Source organism: Streptomyces altiplanensis, assembly GCF_053591575.1.
In genome coordinates this window covers 18,436-32,688 of sequence record NZ_JBSFUB010000037.1, presented here as the reverse complement: position 1 = coordinate 32,688, position 14,253 = coordinate 18,436, and the positions used below count along the sequence as shown (strand labels likewise).

At 73.4% G+C, this 14,253-nt stretch carries 13 protein-coding genes; 8 read left to right on the top strand and 5 right to left on the bottom strand.

From position 1 onward, the window contains the following. The first annotated feature begins 118 nt into the window (after nt 1-118). Together ACWD0Y_RS18150 and ACWD0Y_RS18145 are read left to right on the top strand one after the other, a co-directional pair. Nucleotides 119-1,582: an AlkA N-terminal domain-containing protein gene (locus ACWD0Y_RS18150; RefSeq protein ID WP_450261340.1), complete on the top strand. Its 1,464-nt coding sequence runs from the start codon at nt 119-121 to the stop codon at nt 1,580-1,582. 11 nt (nt 1,583-1,593) lie between these two features. Beyond that, nucleotides 1,594-2,091, top strand: a complete 498-nt coding sequence (locus ACWD0Y_RS18145; RefSeq protein WP_450261339.1) for a methylated-DNA--[protein]-cysteine S-methyltransferase — start codon at nt 1,594-1,596, stop codon at nt 2,089-2,091. A gap of 79 nt (nt 2,092-2,170) precedes the next feature. Here ACWD0Y_RS18145 and ACWD0Y_RS18140 read toward each other — a convergent pair whose 3' ends face one another. Continuing rightward, nucleotides 2,171-3,385, bottom strand: a complete 1,215-nt coding sequence (locus ACWD0Y_RS18140) for a hypothetical protein (protein ID WP_450261338.1) — start codon at nt 3,383-3,385, stop codon at nt 2,171-2,173. Between the two features lie 203 nt (nt 3,386-3,588). Then, nucleotides 3,589-4,650 (bottom strand): ADP-ribosylglycohydrolase family protein, encoded by a 1,062-nt coding sequence (locus ACWD0Y_RS18135; protein ID WP_450261337.1) that lies wholly within the window; start codon nt 4,648-4,650, stop codon nt 3,589-3,591. 336 nt (nt 4,651-4,986) lie between these two features. Here ACWD0Y_RS18135 and ACWD0Y_RS18130 point away from each other — a divergent pair, with 336 nt between their 5' ends. Beyond that, a complete protein-coding gene (locus ACWD0Y_RS18130) occupies nt 4,987-6,120 on the top strand; it encodes a glycerate kinase (RefSeq protein ID WP_450261336.1) in 1,134 nt (377 codons plus the stop codon). 255 nt (nt 6,121-6,375) lie between these two features. On the opposite strand, the gene ACWD0Y_RS18125 is transcribed toward ACWD0Y_RS18130, so the two are convergent. Further along, complete coding sequence (locus ACWD0Y_RS18125) at nt 6,376-7,278, bottom strand: serine hydrolase (RefSeq protein ID WP_450261335.1); 903 nt, start codon at nt 7,276-7,278, stop codon at nt 6,376-6,378. Next, the gene (locus ACWD0Y_RS18120; protein ID WP_450261334.1) at nt 7,275-8,165 is read right to left on the bottom strand and encodes a LysR family transcriptional regulator; all 891 of its coding nucleotides are present in this window, start codon (nt 8,163-8,165) and stop codon (nt 7,275-7,277) included. Before ACWD0Y_RS18120 ends, ACWD0Y_RS18125 begins: the two co-directional genes overlap by 4 nt. Nucleotides 8,166-8,336: 171 nt before the next feature. On the opposite strand from ACWD0Y_RS18120, the gene bla reads away from it, so the two are divergent. Then, nucleotides 8,337-9,287, top strand: coding sequence for a class A beta-lactamase (gene bla / locus ACWD0Y_RS18115; protein ID WP_450261333.1), 951 nt, complete (start codon nt 8,337-8,339; stop codon nt 9,285-9,287). A 57-nt stretch (nt 9,288-9,344) separates the two neighbouring features. Here the strand turns inward: bla and ACWD0Y_RS18110 are convergent, their stop codons facing one another. Further along, nucleotides 9,345-10,544: a PucR family transcriptional regulator gene (locus ACWD0Y_RS18110; RefSeq protein WP_450261367.1), complete on the bottom strand. Its 1,200-nt coding sequence runs from the start codon at nt 10,542-10,544 to the stop codon at nt 9,345-9,347. A gap of 181 nt (nt 10,545-10,725) precedes the next feature. Here ACWD0Y_RS18110 and ACWD0Y_RS18105 point away from each other — a divergent pair, with 181 nt between their 5' ends. The 4 genes from ACWD0Y_RS18105 to ACWD0Y_RS18090 are packed head-to-tail and all read left to right on the top strand — an operon-like array spanning nt 10,726 to nt 14,252. Further along, nucleotides 10,726-11,535, top strand: a complete 810-nt coding sequence (locus tag ACWD0Y_RS18105) for an ABC transporter ATP-binding protein (RefSeq protein ID WP_450261332.1) — start codon at nt 10,726-10,728, stop codon at nt 11,533-11,535. After that, nucleotides 11,532-12,314 carry an ABC transporter ATP-binding protein gene (locus ACWD0Y_RS18100; protein ID WP_450261331.1) on the top strand — a complete coding sequence of 261 codons (783 nt, stop codon included), beginning with the start codon at nt 11,532-11,534 and terminating at the stop codon, nt 12,312-12,314. The genes ACWD0Y_RS18105 and ACWD0Y_RS18100 overlap by 4 nt, the downstream gene beginning before the upstream one ends. After that, nucleotides 12,311-13,201: a branched-chain amino acid ABC transporter permease gene (locus ACWD0Y_RS18095; protein ID WP_093798240.1), complete on the top strand. Its 891-nt coding sequence runs from the start codon at nt 12,311-12,313 to the stop codon at nt 13,199-13,201. The genes ACWD0Y_RS18100 and ACWD0Y_RS18095 overlap by 4 nt, the downstream gene beginning before the upstream one ends. Next, a complete protein-coding gene (locus tag ACWD0Y_RS18090; RefSeq protein ID WP_450261330.1) occupies nt 13,194-14,252 on the top strand; it encodes a branched-chain amino acid ABC transporter permease in 1,059 nt (352 codons plus the stop codon). Before ACWD0Y_RS18095 ends, ACWD0Y_RS18090 begins: the two co-directional genes overlap by 8 nt. Nucleotide 14,253 lies beyond the last annotated feature (1 nt).

Here is a 14,253-nt window from a genome sequence, read left to right as displayed (position 1 = left end):
TGCGGTCCGTCCTCTTCGGCGAGAGGACGTACGCGGCGTCCGGGACGGCCCTGGCAGCCGCACCCTGATGTCGGATTCCTGCCAGCCGCCGACGTGCGGTGTGCCCGATGCTTGAGCCATGCACACCGACACCGAGCGTTGCGTACGCGCCGTGCGGTCCAAGGACTCACGCTTCGACGGCTGGTTCTTCACCGCGGTCCTGACCACACGGATCTACTGCCGCCCCAGCTGTCCGGTCGTGCCGCCCAAGGCCGAGAACATGACCTTCTACCCGAGCGCGGCCGCCTGCCAGCAGGCCGGGTTCCGGGCCTGCAAGCGCTGCCGGCCGGACACCACCCCCGGCTCCCCGCAGTGGAACGCCCGCGCCGATGCCGTCGCCCGCGCGATGCGTCTGATCGGCGACGGCGTCGTCGACCGCGAGGGCGTGCCGGGGCTCGCCGCCCGGCTCGGCTACAGCACCCGTCAGATCGAGCGGCAGCTGCTGGCCGAGCTGGGCGCCGGGCCGCTCGCCCTCGCCCGGGCCCAGCGCGCCCAGACCGCCCGCCTGCTCATCGAGACGACCCCGCTGCCCATGGCGGACGTCGCCTTCGCCGCCGGGTTCTCGTCGGTACGTACGTTCAACGACACCGTCCGCGAGGTCTTCGCGCTCTCGCCCAGCGAGCTGCGCAACCGCGGCCACAAGCAGCCGCAGACCCCCGGCGTGATCTCCCTGCGCCTGCCGTTCCGCGCCCCGCTCAACCCCACCAACCTCTTCGGCCACCTCGCCGCGACCGCCGTGCCCGGCGTCGAGGAATGGCGCGACGGCGCCTACCGGCGCACGCTCGCCCTCCCGTACGGGCACGGCATCGTGACCCTCACCCCGCGCCCCGACCACATCGGCTGCCTGCTCTCGCTCACCGACCTGCGTGACCTGACCATCGCCATCAGCCGCTGCCGCCGCCTGCTCGACCTCGACGCCGACCCGGTCGCCGTCGACGACCAGCTGCGCACCGACCCCCTGCTCGCCCCGCTCGTCGACAAGGCCCCGGGGCGCCGGGTGCCGCGTACGACCGACGCGGCGGAGTTCGCGGTACGCGCGGTGCTCGGCCAGCAGGTCTCGACGGCCGCCGCCCGCACCCACGCGGCCCGCCTGGTCACCGCGCACGGCACCCCGGTCGACGATCCGGCCGGCGGACTCACCCGTCTCTTCCCGGACCCGGCCGCGCTCGCCGGCCTCGACCCCGAGTCGCTGGCCCTGCCGCGCAGCCGCCGCACCACCCTGACGACGCTGGTCTCCTCACTCGCCGACGGCACGCTGAAGCTTGGCATCGACAGCGACTGGGAGCAGGCCCGCGCCCAGCTCATGGCGCTGCCCGGCTTCGGGCCCTGGACGGTCGAGGTGATCGCGATGCGCGCGCTCGGAGACCCCGACGCGTTCCTGCCCACCGACCTCGGGATCCGGCGGGCCGCGCAGGAGCTGGGCCTGCCGTCCACACCGGCGGCGTTCACGGCGCGGGCGGCCGCCTGGCGGCCGTGGCGGGCGTACGCCGTCCAGTACCTGTGGGCCACCGACAGCCATCCCATCAACAACCTCCCGGTATGAGGAGCACGGCCATGAAGCAGCACCGCGTTGTCGACAGTCCGTACGGCCCACTGACGCTGGTCGCCACCGGCGGCAGGCTGTCGGGGCTCTACATGACCGGGCAGCGCCACCGGCCGCCGGAGGAGTCCTTCGGCGGCCGGAGCCAGGAGATCCTCGGGGAGGCCGTCCGTCAGCTCGACGCCTACTTCGCGGGCGAGCTGAAGGAGTTCGATCTGGAGCTGGCCCTGGACGGCACGCCGTTCCAGCGCGGCGTCTGGGCCCAGCTCCAGCAGATCCCGTACGGCGAGACGTGGACGTACGGCGAACTGGCCGAGCGCCTCGGCAATCCGGCCGCCTCCCGCGCGGTCGGCCTCGCCAACGGCAAGAACCCGGTCGGCATCGTCGTCCCGTGCCACCGCGTCGTCGGCGCCTCGGGCAGCCTCACCGGCTACGGCGGCGGCCTGGACCGCAAGCGCAGGCTGCTGGCGTTCGAGGCGGGCGGGGCGGGAGCCGAGGACCAGCTGTTCTAGGACTCGCCCCGCGACTCGGTCCTGTCCCCGGTCCGGTCCTGCCCCGCGACTCGGTCCTGCCCCGCGGTCCGGTCCTGCCCTACGGTCCGGTCCTGCCCGCGGTCTGGCCGGCGATCGGCGTGAAGGGGGTCGGGGGCCGGCCCGTCCACCGGTGCAGGACCGCCCGGGCCGTCTGCTTCGTCACGCCGTCCTCCACCACCGTGCCCGCCTCGGTGAGGTAGAAGCGGCCGTCGCCGAGCGAGACCAGACCGTACTGGCCACTGGACTCCCAGCCGTAGACGCCGGAGGACTCGTGGTGCAGCCCCTGGCGGAGCAGCGGCAGGTGCCAGCCGTTCGTGGGCTCCGGCTGGCCGGTGACCCTCCCGTAGGACGGCCGCTTCGAACCGTCGGCGACGAAGAGCGAGTAGTTCGGGAACTGCGGCTTCGCGCCCTTGTAGACGGCCATCAGCCAGTTGCCCGTGTACGCGTCGTACTCCAGGTTCTGCACGCCGTACCGGGTGTTGCCGGTGCGCACGAAGTACTTGCCGTCGACGCGCGGGGGGCCACTGGTGTGCGGGGCGCTCTCGGGCAGCGGACGCTCGTACGTGCGCCACTTGCTCACGTCGTACTGGAGCAGCACCTGGTGGTCGTTGTCCTGCCGCTTGACGTTCGAGTAGATGCCGTACGCGACGGTCAGGACGTGCTTGCCGGACTTGGCCCGGCCGCCCCGGTCCAGCTCGGGCCCGAAGGCCACTCCGTCGATCCCGCTGCACCCGTACCGGTGGTCGGGGGTGTTCGCGGTGTCGCCGTCGAACTTCCCGTCGCCGTCCATGTCGGCCGTGTAGTCGTCCACGACCTCCTGGAGATGGACCGTCGACACGACGTCACTGGTGTGCGCGTCCATGCCCATGCGGTTGATCCGGTCCACGTCGAGGACCGCGATGTAGAAGGCCTTCGCCGCCTTGTACTCCAGCGAGCCGTAGACCCGGCCGTCCCTCTCGTTGAAGTCCAGGTCGCCGAGATGCCCGGTGAACCCGGACACGGAGCCCACCGGATCGCCGCGCAGATCGGTCTTGACGAGGAGGTTGGTGAAGGAGAAGTACATGAACCCCTTGCGGCGGTCCACCGCCACGCCCTGCACGTGTCCGGCCTTCCAGGCACCGCCCCTTATCTCGGTGGGCAGGTGCCTCGCCTTGGCCGGCCGGTCCGCCGCCGCGGACGCGGAGGGCTCCGCCGCTCCGGCCGCGAGGGTGCCCTGGGCCACAAGGGCCCCGGCGGCGAGGGCAGTCAGGACTCCGCCAACGAATGGACGCATGAGGCTCTCCGGGTCTCGTCGAGGACTGAAGCGGGCTGGAGCGGGCTGGTACGGGCTGGTGCGGAAGAGGCAGTGGAGGAGCGGGCGACGCCGGGCATGCTAGGCCGCGTTGTGGACCACTCGGTGCACTCCGGTGCAACACCGGGTGAAGGAGCCGAGGCAACAGACCGTAGAGGGCACCGGCGTTGGCGGACAGGCCCGATTCAGCCGAGCGCCAGCCGGGCCGTACGGTCCGCCAGTTCGCTGATCCGCACCCCGTCGAAGCCGAACACCGCGCTGCGCACCGTGTCCTCCAGCGGCCGGGTCCACTGCGGCCCGATCCCGGCCGCCCCGCACAGCACCCCGGCCACCGAGCCCGCCGTCGCGCCGTTGGAGTCGGTGTCCAGGCCGCCGCGCACGGTGAGCGTGACGGTCCGGGTGAAGTCGCCGTCGCCGTACAGCAGTCCGGCCGTGATGACGGCGGCGTTCGGGACGGCGTGGATCCAGCCGAGGCTGCCGGTCTCCTCCTCCATCTCGGCGAGCGTGTCCTCCCAGGCGACCCCGGCCGCGTGCAGGGCGGCGGTGTGGCGGACCGTACGGGCGAGACGGCTGCTCGCGGGCACGCGCTCCAGCGCCGCCTCCAGCGCGGCGCGCGGCCCCGGCGCGGTGAACGCGGCGGCGATCAGCGCCGCCGCCCACATCGCGCCGTACACGCCGTTGCCGGTGTGCGAGAGCACGGCGTCGCGGCGGGCGAGCGTGGCCGCCCGGTTCGGGTCGCCGGGGTTGGTCCAGCCGAAGATGTCGGCGCGGATGAGGGCGCCGATCCACTCCTGGTACGGATTCTCGTAGGTGGCCGTCAGCGGCGGCCTGAGGCCGTTCGCGAGATTGCGGTACGCCGCCCGCTCGGCGGTGAAGGTCTGCAGATACGGCAGCCGCAGCAGCCACAGCTCACCGACCTCCTCGGTGGTGAACGCGAAGCCGTGGGTCTCCAGGAGGTGCAGCCCGAGGATCGCGTAGTCGACGTCGTCGTCCCGGCAGCTGCCGCTGATCCTGCCGCGTACGCAGTGCGGCCATTCCGGGCGCAGTTCGAAACCGTCCGCGGCCGGCGGGGGTTCGGGCAGGTAGTCGGTGAGGGGGAGCGCGCCGGTGAGCCGCAGGTAGCGGTCGATGCGTGCTCGCGTCCAGTAGTCGCCGCGCTCCACGGGCTTGCCGAGCATGTTGCCGGCGATTCGGCCCAGCCAGCCGCCGAGAATCCGGTCGGTGGTGTGCGTGCGGTGTGGCGTCATGCGTCGGCTCTACCCACTTCCCGTGGTCGAACATGGGGTATTTATGGGTATTTCACCGGTATGCGAGAAGAGCGGAACACGGAGCGAGGCGCCGTGCGCGTACACGGGCGGCCCTCTGGCGGCGCCCCTGGCGGCCGGAGCCGCCGCCGTCCGGGTGAAGACCGTTCGATCGTTTCGCTGCGCATGACGCACCACTATGAGCGCCAAAAGATGGCAAATCGGGTTGACGCGCCGTACGGGAGGCCGGGCCGTGACGGGTGCCCATGGGCACGAGGCCCTTCCTGCGGATAGGGTCGGGGCGGCGCGACTGCCTGTTCGAAAGCAAGGGATAGCAAGGTGACGGACGGAGCAGTAACTGAGACCGCCCGCGTGCTCGTCGCGGCGGACAAGTTCAAGGGCTCGCTCACGGCCGTGCAGGTCGCGGAGCGGGTGACGGCCGGGCTGCGGCGGGTTGTCCCCGACGTCGTCGTCGAGGCCCTGCCCGTCGCCGACGGCGGCGACGGCACGGTGGCCGCTGCGGTGGCGGCCGGATTCGAGCGCCGGGAGGTACGGGTCACCGGGCCGCTCGGCGAACAGCTCACGGCGGCGTTCGCGCTGCGCGACGGCACCGCCGTGGTCGAAATGGCGGAGGCCTCGGGCCTCCAGCACCTCCCCGAGGGCGTGTTCGCACCGCTCACCGCGACGACGTACGGCTCCGGCGAACTGCTGCGCGCCGCACTCGACGCGGGCGCCCGCACGATCGTCTTCGGCGTCGGCGGCAGCGCCACCACCGACGGCGGCGCGGGCATGCTGGCCGCGCTCGGCGCGCGCTTCCTGGACGCGGCGGGCGAGCCCGTCGGCCCCGGCGGAGGTGGCCTGCGCGACCTCGCGACAGCCGACCTGTCCGGCCTGGACCCGCGTCTCGCCGACGTGGACCTCGTCCTCGCCAGCGACGTCGACAACCCGCTGACCGGCCCGAAGGGCGCGGCGGCGGTGTACGGACCGCAGAAGGGGGCCACCGAGGAGGACGTGGCCACCCTCGACGCGGCCCTCGCGCACTACGCGTCCGTACTCGGCCCGGAGCACGAGGACTCGCCCGGCGCGGGCGCGGCCGGCGGCATCGGCTACGGCGCGCTGATCGCCCTCGGCGCGAGCTTCCGGCCCGGCATCGAGGTCATGCTCGACGTCCTGGGCTTCGCTCCCGCCCTGGAACGGGCGACCCTGGTCATCACCGGCGAGGGCTCCCTCGACGCGCAGACCCTGCACGGCAAGGCGCCGGCGGGTGTGGCAGCGGCGGCACGCGCCAAGAACGTCGAGGTCATCGCGGTCTGCGGCCGTCTGGCCCTCCCCCCGGAGGCCCTCGGCGCGGCGGGCATCCGCCGCGCGTACGCCCTGACCGACCTGGAGCCGGACCCGGCCCGCTCCATGGCGCAGGCGGGCCCGCTGCTGGAACGCGTGGCGGAGAACATCGCCCGCGACTTCCTGACCTGACGGCCCCTGGTCCCGGGGCTCCGGTCCCGGGACCGCTCGGCCCCGGGGCCAGGATCCCGGGCGCTCGGGTCTTGGCCCTGTGGGGCTGTTCCCCGCCCCGCCCCACCTCGAACCGCTCCGTCCCGGACCGGGCTCCGCCCCCCGGCTCCGGGCATCGGCGGTCCGGGTGAGGTGCGGCGCCTGCCGTGCCGCACGGGAGGCCCCGGCGGGCGGCGTACGGCTCGCCGGCGAAGAAGCCCCGGCCCGGAATGCCGGCTAGAGCTGCCGGAGGTGGTCGCGCAGCCCGCGGGCGACCTGCGCCATGAGGGCGTCGGCGCCCGGCTGGGTGCTCGCCGGAACGAGCGACTCGGTAAGGACGGCGACGGCGAAGGCCTGACCGTCGGAATGCTCGACGACACCGACTTCGTGGCGGAGGTTGAGGAGGGTGCCGGTCTTGGAGGACCACGTGGTGGCGTCGGAGCTGAAGTCCGGGGCGAGCCGGTGCCGGAGCAGGTTGTGGGCCATGAGACCGCGCACGCGCCCGGCCGTTTCCGGGGGGACCGCCGACGGTGTCCACAGGGCCTGGAGCAGGTCGACCCAGGCGCGTGCGCTGCCGGTGTTGGCGCGGGTGGTGTCGAGCTGCGGCACCCGGTGGCCGCGGCCGCTGGTGCCGGCGTCGATGGCGAGGGCGTGGGCGAGATGGGCCTGGTCGGCGTCGAAGCGTTCCACCGGGGTGTCGGACAGCTCACGCATGCTGTGCCGGACGGTGATGCCGCGCAGGCCGAGCTCGTGGAGGACGCCGGCGACCCGGTCGGGCGGGGTGAGGCCGAACAGCGCGTCGGCGGCCGTTCCGTCGCTCACGCAGGTGCTCAGGTAGAGCAGGTCGTCGACCGCGATCCGGGTGGGGTGGCGGAACCGGCTCAGCCCGGTGGGGCCGGGCGTGGTGATCCGCCCGGGCCGTACGTCGAGCATCGTCGCCCCGTCGAGCTCGCCCCGCCGGATGCGCTCCGCCGTCGCCAGCGCGAGCGGGACCTTGACCAGCGAAGCGGAGGGCAGCTGGGTGTCCGGCTCGATCCCCAGCTCTTCCCCCGTGTGCAGGTCCCGTACGAGCAGGCAGCCGTGCAGCCCGCCGTCGCGCAGCTGCCGGCGCATGTCGTGGAGCAGTGCCTCGGTGCTCACGCCGCCGCCCCTCCCGCGGTGCCCGCGCCGAGGCAGCGGGCGATGGCGTCGCCCAGGCGCGCCTCGACGTGCTGGGGGTTGCCGCCCGCGGCGACGGCCAGGGCGAACCCCCGGCCGAGCGTGATCTCCCCGATGGGCCGCCAGTTCAGGGCGAGTTCCCCGGCCTGCGCGGGGGAACACAGCAACAGGTCGTGTGTGCAGAGGACTTCCGCCGCGGCGCTCGTCAGGTCGGCCGCCGCGACGAGCTGTGCGGGCCGCAGGCCCACCGCGTCGCGCAGCCGCGTCAGCGGGTCACGGATGTGCGGCACGTCGTCCTCCGGCTGGATCCAGACACGGCGGGCCGGGCCGGGGGAGGCCCGCCCGATCCGCAGCGTCTCCAGGTAGACGCGCTTCACGCCGGGGTCCTGGACGCCGGCGAGCCCGAGCGGCACGGACCACGTCGCCTCGTCCGCGGGCACCGCGAGCAGGGCGGCACGCACCTGCTGCGCGTGGACGAGCTCCATGCGCTGCGCGGGCGCCGCCACACGGAGGTCGAGCGTGACACCGTGCCCTCGCGCATCGGCGACGAGGCGGGCCAGACCGGCGGTGGGGCAGATGCCGGGCACGGCGAGCCGCCACGGCTTGCGCTTGGCGGCTCCCGCCTCGTGCAGCAGCACATCGGCCGCCTGCACGAGCTGCCTGGCCGCCGGCAGCATGTCCCGGCCGAAGGGGGTGAGGACGGCCCGCCGCGACGTGCGCTCGAACAACTGCTCGTCGAAGCGCTCTTCCAGGGCGGCGACACGGCGGCTGGCCACCGACTGGGACATCCGGGCCGCGGCCGCTCCGACGGTGAAACCGCCGTGCTCGCTGACACTGACAAACGCGCGACACGCTCCCACCAGATCCACAGCCCGCAACTCTATGCCGGATCGGCATGGAACAGTGCGTGGGGGCATTGGACCGCATGGCCGCCCGAGGGTGAGGGTGGTCCCGGCACTCATGACCACGCACCGGGACGGAGCCGTGCCGCTCCGTCCCCTACGCGCCCCGTGTGCGGGGCGACCCGGAGGTTCTGGACCATGCAGCACACCCGTGCCCGGCGCGCCGTTCTCGGTGCCCTCGCCGCGCTCGCCCTCGTCCCGCTCGTGGCCTGCGGCCAGGGCGACCCGCCGGCCCCGTCGTCCCCGCCCGCGAAGACGACGGGGCCGGGTGCGGACGCGAGCCGGGGGCCGGGCGCGGACGCGAAGCCGTTCACCCGCGACTTCAAGGAACTCGAGCGCAAGTTCGACGCGCGACTGGGCGTCTACGCCGTCGACACCGGCACCGGGCGCGAGATGGCCTACAACGACGGCGAGCGGTTCGCCTACGTCTCCACGTTCAAGGCGCTGGCCGCCGGTGCCGTACTGCGCAAGTACTCCCTGAGCGGCCTGGACCGGGTGATCACGTATTCCAGGGACGATCTGGCCGCCCACTCTCCCGTGACCGGGAAGCACGTCGGGACCGGGATGACCCTGCGCGCGCTGTGCGACGCCGCCGTCCGCTTCAGCGACAACACCGCGGCCAACCTGCTCCTGGACCAACTGGGCGGCCCCCACGGCCTGGACGCCGTACTCGAGGAGATCGGCGACGACGTCACCCGGATGGAGCGCCGCGAGCCGGAGCTGAACCAGTGGGCTCCGGGCGCCACGCGTGACACGAGCACGCCGCGGGCGCTGGCCGGCGACCTGCGCGCGTTCGTTCTCGGAGACGTCCTCGGCAAGGGCGAACGCGCGCAGCTCACGAAGTGGCTGCGGACCAACACCACCGGATCCGAGCTCATCAGGGCCGGGGTGCCCGAGGGCTGGGTGGTCGGCGACAAGACCGGAGCCGGCGGCACCTACGGCACCCGCAACGACATCGCCGTGGTGTGGCCCCCCGGCACCGCCCCCATCGTCGTGGCGATCATGTCGAACCGCGGCGAGGAAGACGCCGACTACGACAACGAACTGATCGCGGAAGCGGCATCCGTGGTCGCGGACACGCTGTCGTAGCAGGAGGCGCGCGCCGCGGGCCGGCGGTCCGCGGACGGCCCGCCCGCGCCGTCCGCGTCACGCCCCGGACAGCCGGAACGCGTCCAGTGCCAGTGTCATCTCGATCAGGTCCCGCGGCCGGGACAGCGAGCGGGACGTCAGCTGCTCAAGTCTGCGCAGCCGGTTGAACACCGTGTTGCGGTGGCAGTACAGCCGCCCCGCCGTCCGCCCCGCCGACCCCTCGCACGACAGCCACGCGTCCAGCGTCTCCAGCAGCACCACCCGGTCCGCCGCGTCCAGTTCCAGCAGCGTGCCGAACACGTCCGCCACCAGCCGCCCCGCCAGCTCCGGCTGACTGACCACCAGGGCCGTCGGCATCCGCTCGTCCAGCCGTACGATCCCGGTCGCGTCCGGCGCGCACGTCCGCAGCGCCAGATCCGCCAGCCGCCGGGCCTCGCCCAGCCCGGCGAGACCTTCCACCACCGGACTGATGCCGCCCGGCCCGGGGCAGCGCGCGGCGAGCAGCTCCGACAGGGCGGCCAGCGTGGTGTCCTTGCCCAGCGAGACCACGCCCACCTCGCAGTCCGTACGCATCCGCCAGATGAACCGCATCCCGGTCCCCTGGATGCGCCGGTGGAACGGCTCGCGCCCGTCCCGCCGCTCCAGCCGCAGCACCACCACCGCGTACCGCCCCTGCTCCGGCAGGTCGAGACCGGCCGCCGCGCGGGCCGCCAGCCCCGGTGACTCCTTGCCCTCCAGCAGCGCGTCGAGGAGCGCCTGCAGCCGTTCGTCCGTACGGTGGCGCAGCTCGGCCTCGGTCGCCCGGTAGGCCTCCGACGCGGTCGCGGTCTCCGCGTCCACCGCCGTGAACACCGTCGACGCGGCCCGCATCAGCACCGTGAGCTTCTCCGGACCGCTCCCTTCCGCGCTCTCCAGCAGCGCGTCCCAGATCAGATAGCCCGCCTGCCGGTAGGAGTGCACCAGCAGCTCCAGCGGAAAGCCCTGCTGGGCCCGGCGCCGGCCCGTCCACTCCGCGTACTCCAGATCGCGGCGCGGCTGCGACTTCGGCGCGGAGATCGCCTCGATGCCGATCCGCATGGCCTGCTCGGTCTCCTGCCAGTGCTGGTCCTGCGACAGGACCTGCGCGTACAGCGGCGAGTGCGCGTGCAGCTCGCGCATGTGCTGATCCACCAGTTCCGGCAGCCGGTCGAGCAGCGCCGTACATGCCTCGGTCAGCACCGCCCAGTCGTGTCCCGTCCGTGCTCTGCGGCCTCCCATGGGGCGAGAGCGTGCCATGAGCCGGGCTTCCTCCGACAGCCCCTGACACGCGGTGTTGTGCGCGTGCACAACCGTTCGTACGTGTGACTGGTCACCGGCAGCGGTTCGGTCGCCACCCGTGGACGGCGGACGCGGCCGGTGCTGAGGTGAGCGCCACCGAACGGCCCGAGGAAGGGGTGCCATGGCCGGCGCCACATTGGAAATACGGGATCTGTCGGCGGGATACGGACCCGTGAGGGCGCTGCGACACGTGTCGCTCACGCTGCCCGAAGGGGCCGTGGTCGCCGTACTGGGCAGCAACGGAGCGGGCAAGTCCACGCTCCTGCGCGCCATCTCGCGCACGCTGTCGTTCCACGGCGGAGCGGTCACCGAGGGCACGGTCGCCTTCGGCGGCCGGCCGCTGACCGGTCTGCCCCCCGACCGGGTGGTGGCCGCGGGGCTCTGCCAAGTGCCGGAAGGGCGCCAGGTCTTCGCGCGGATGACGGTCGCCGACAACCTGCGCGCGGGCGCACTCGGTTCCACCGGCAACCGCGCCGCCCAGGCCGCCGCGCTGCGGCGCGTCCACGAGCTCTTCCCGGTCCTGGCCGAACGCGCCGGGCAGCGCGCCGGACTGCTCTCCGGCGGCGAGCAGCAGATGCTCGCGGTCGCCAGGGCGCTGATGGCCGGACCGAAACTGCTGCTGCTCGACGAGCCCTCGCTCGGCCTCGCCCCGCTGATGGCACAGCGGATCGCCGAGACGATCACCGAGATCAACGCGCAGGGCACGGCCGTACTGCTCGTCGAACAGAACGCCGCCATCGCGCTGCGCCTCGCCTCGCACGCGTACGTCCTCGACGTGGGCGAGGTCGTGCTGTCGGGGCCCGCCGGTGAACTCGCCGCCTCCGACGAGGTACGCCGCCGCTACCTCGGCGTCGTCGACGAGGAAGCCGCGGCCGACGCCTCCCGGGCCGTGGCGGCCCACCGCACCCTCGGCGTCTGGGAGGGGAGATGAGCACCGCGGCCCCGGCGCTGGAAGTACGGGACCTGACCGTGCGGTTCGCCGGCCTGACCGCACTGGACGCGATCGGCTTCACCGTACGGCCGGGAACCGTGCACGCCGTCATCGGACCCAACGGCGCCGGCAAGTCCACCTGCTTCAACGTCCTCTCCGGCGTGTACCGGGCCACCTCCGGCAGCGTCCGCTTCGGCGGTCAGGAGCTGACCGGCCTGCCGCCCCACCGCATCGCGGACCTCGGCGTCGCCCGCACCTTCCAGAACCTCGCCCTGCCGCCCGGTGCCACCGTCGAGGACAGCCTGATGCTCGGCCGCCACCGGCTCACCCGCACCGGGTTCGTCGCCGCCGGGCTGCGGCTCCCCTCCGCCGTACGGGAGGAGGCCCGGCACCGCGAACGCGTCCGGGAGATCGCCGCGTTCGTGGGACTGGAGGACCAGCTCGCCCGCCCCGCCGGGACCCTCCCGTACGGGCAGCAGAAACTCGCCGAGCTCGCCCGCGCCCTGTGCATGGAGCCCAGGATCCTGCTCCTCGACGAACCGGTCGCCGGAATGACCGCCGACGAACGCCGGGCCACCGCCGCCGTCGTCGCGGGCGTACGGGACAGCCTCGGCATCTCCATCGTGCTGGTCGAGCACGACATGGGGGTGGTGATGCGGCTCGCCGACACCGTGACCGTCCTCGACTTCGGGCGGCTGATCGCCGACGGGACGCCCGCCTCCGTCCAGTCCGACCCCGCCGTCGTCCGCGCCTACCTGGGAGAGGAGGCCGCTTCATGACCACCTTCGCCGAGCTCCTCCTCAACGGGATCTCGATCGGTTCCGTCTACGCCCTGATCGCCCTCGGCTTCGTCGTGATCTTCCGCGCCACCGAGGTCGTCAACTTCGCCCACGCCTCGCTGCTGCTCGCCGGCGGCTACGTCACCGCCGTCCTGCACGACGACATCGGCTTCTGGCTCGCCCTGCTCGCCGGGATCGGCGGTGCCGCCGCCGTCGGGGCCGGGGTCGAGTTCCTGGTGATGCGCCGCTACCGGGGCTCCAACCACAGCGTGCTGGCCATCGTCACCATCGGCGTCGACATCCTCCTCACCACCGAACTCACCCGGCGCATCGGCACCGACGTGCTCGCCCTGGGCGACCCCTGGGGCGACGCGGTGCTCACCTTCGGCGGGGTGACCGTGGCGCACACCCGGATCGCCGCGTTCGTCGCCGCCGCCCTGCTCATCACGGCCTTCCTGCTGGCCTTCCGCCTCACCTCCTGGGGCGTGGCGATGCGCGCCGCCGCCGAGAACTCCGAGACCGCCGCGCTGATGGGCGTACGCCTCGGCCGGGTCTCCCTCGGCGCCTGGGCCGTGGCGGGCGGACTCGCCGCCGTCGCGGCGCTCTTCCTGACCGTCTTCCCGACGCCGGGCCTCGAACGCTCCACCTCGCTCGCCGCGATGAAGGCGTTCCCCGCCGCGATCCTCGGCGGCCTCGACTCCACCACCGGCGCCCTCGTCGGCGGCTTCCTCGTCGGCGTCACCGAGTCGCTCGCCACCGGCTACCAGAGCGACCTCACCTTCCTCGGGCGCGGCATCGGCGACCTGGCTCCGTACCTCGTCATGGTCGCGGTCCTGCTGGTCCGCCCGGCCGGTCTCTTCGGTACGAAGGAGCTGGCCCGTGTCTGACCCGACCAAGCGGATCCGCCGCCCGGCGCTGTGGACCGCCGGAGCGGTCCTGCTCCTCGCGCTGCCCTTCTACCTCGACCGGTTCTGGCTCCAGGCGGGGCTCTTCGCGATGGCCGCCGCCATCGGCGCCATCGGCCTCAACCTCCTCACCGGCGCCACCGGCCAGCTCTCCATGGGCCACGCCTTCTTCCTCGCGGTGGGCGCGTACGGCTACTGCGTCCTCGCCGGGGACTCCGCCGGCGGTCTCACCGGCCTGAACCTCCCCAGCTGGCTCGCCGCCGTCCTCGCGGTGGCGCTGGCCGGGGTCGCGGGCGGCCTCTTCAGCCCCATCTCCGGACGACTCCAGGGCGCGTACCTCGGCATCGCCACGCTCGCGCTCATCTTCATCGGCCAGCACGTCCTCTTCAACGCCCACGACCTGACCGGCGGCTTCAACGGCCGCGACGTCCCCCCGCTCAGCCTCTTCGGGATCACCTTCGACGAGAGCGAGCTGATGGTGGCCGCCGTGCCCTTCGGCAGCGCCGAGAAGCTCTGGTACGTCGCGCTGCTCGCCCTGGCGGGCTGCGCCCTCTTCGCCCGCGGCGTGCTGCGCGGGCGCCCCGGACGGGCCATGAACGCCATCCGCGACCACCGCATCGCCGCGGGGGTCATGGGGGTGCCCGTCGCCCGCTACCGGGCCGGGGTCTTCGTCCTCTCCTCCATGTACGCGGGCCTGGCGGGCGTCCTGCTCGCGCTGGTCTTCCAGCGGACCGTGCCGGAGTACTTCGGCATGATCCTGTCCCTCGAATATCTGGCCATGATCGTCATCGGCGGTCTCGGCTCGGTCGCGGGAGCGGTGGTGGGAGCCGTCTTCGTCTCCCTGCTGCCCCAGCTCCTCACCCGGTACAGCGACGCCCTGCCCCTGGTCTCCGCCCCCGGTACGGGCGGGGTCGCTCCGGGCGAGGCGTCCCGGTACCTCTACGGCGCCGCCGTTGTCGCGGTGGTGCTCTTCCTGCCGGGCGGCCTGGTGCGGCCGGCCCTCCGGCGCAAGACAACAACCCCAGGGGAGTAAC

Excerpts from the sequence above, each read along its gene's own strand:
- ACWD0Y_RS18145 (WP_450261339.1), top strand. The coding sequence starts at position 1,594 with ATGAAGCAGCACCGCGTTGTCGACAGTCCGTACGGCCCACTGACGCTG.
- ACWD0Y_RS18135 (WP_450261337.1), bottom strand. The coding sequence starts at position 4,650 with ATGACGCCACACCGCACGCACACCACCGACCGGATTCTCGGCGGCTGG.
- ACWD0Y_RS18140 (WP_450261338.1), bottom strand. The coding sequence starts at position 3,385 with ATGCGTCCATTCGTTGGCGGAGTCCTGACTGCCCTCGCCGCCGGGGCC.
- ACWD0Y_RS18105 (WP_450261332.1), top strand. The coding sequence starts at position 10,726 with ATGGCCGGCGCCACATTGGAAATACGGGATCTGTCGGCGGGATACGGA.
- ACWD0Y_RS18100 (WP_450261331.1), top strand. The coding sequence starts at position 11,532 with ATGAGCACCGCGGCCCCGGCGCTGGAAGTACGGGACCTGACCGTGCGG.
- ACWD0Y_RS18150 (WP_450261340.1), top strand. The coding sequence starts at position 119 with ATGCACACCGACACCGAGCGTTGCGTACGCGCCGTGCGGTCCAAGGAC.
- ACWD0Y_RS18095 (WP_093798240.1), top strand. The coding sequence starts at position 12,311 with ATGACCACCTTCGCCGAGCTCCTCCTCAACGGGATCTCGATCGGTTCC.
- ACWD0Y_RS18110 (WP_450261367.1), bottom strand. The coding sequence starts at position 10,544 with ATGGGAGGCCGCAGAGCACGGACGGGACACGACTGGGCGGTGCTGACC.
- bla (WP_450261333.1), top strand. The coding sequence starts at position 8,337 with ATGCAGCACACCCGTGCCCGGCGCGCCGTTCTCGGTGCCCTCGCCGCG.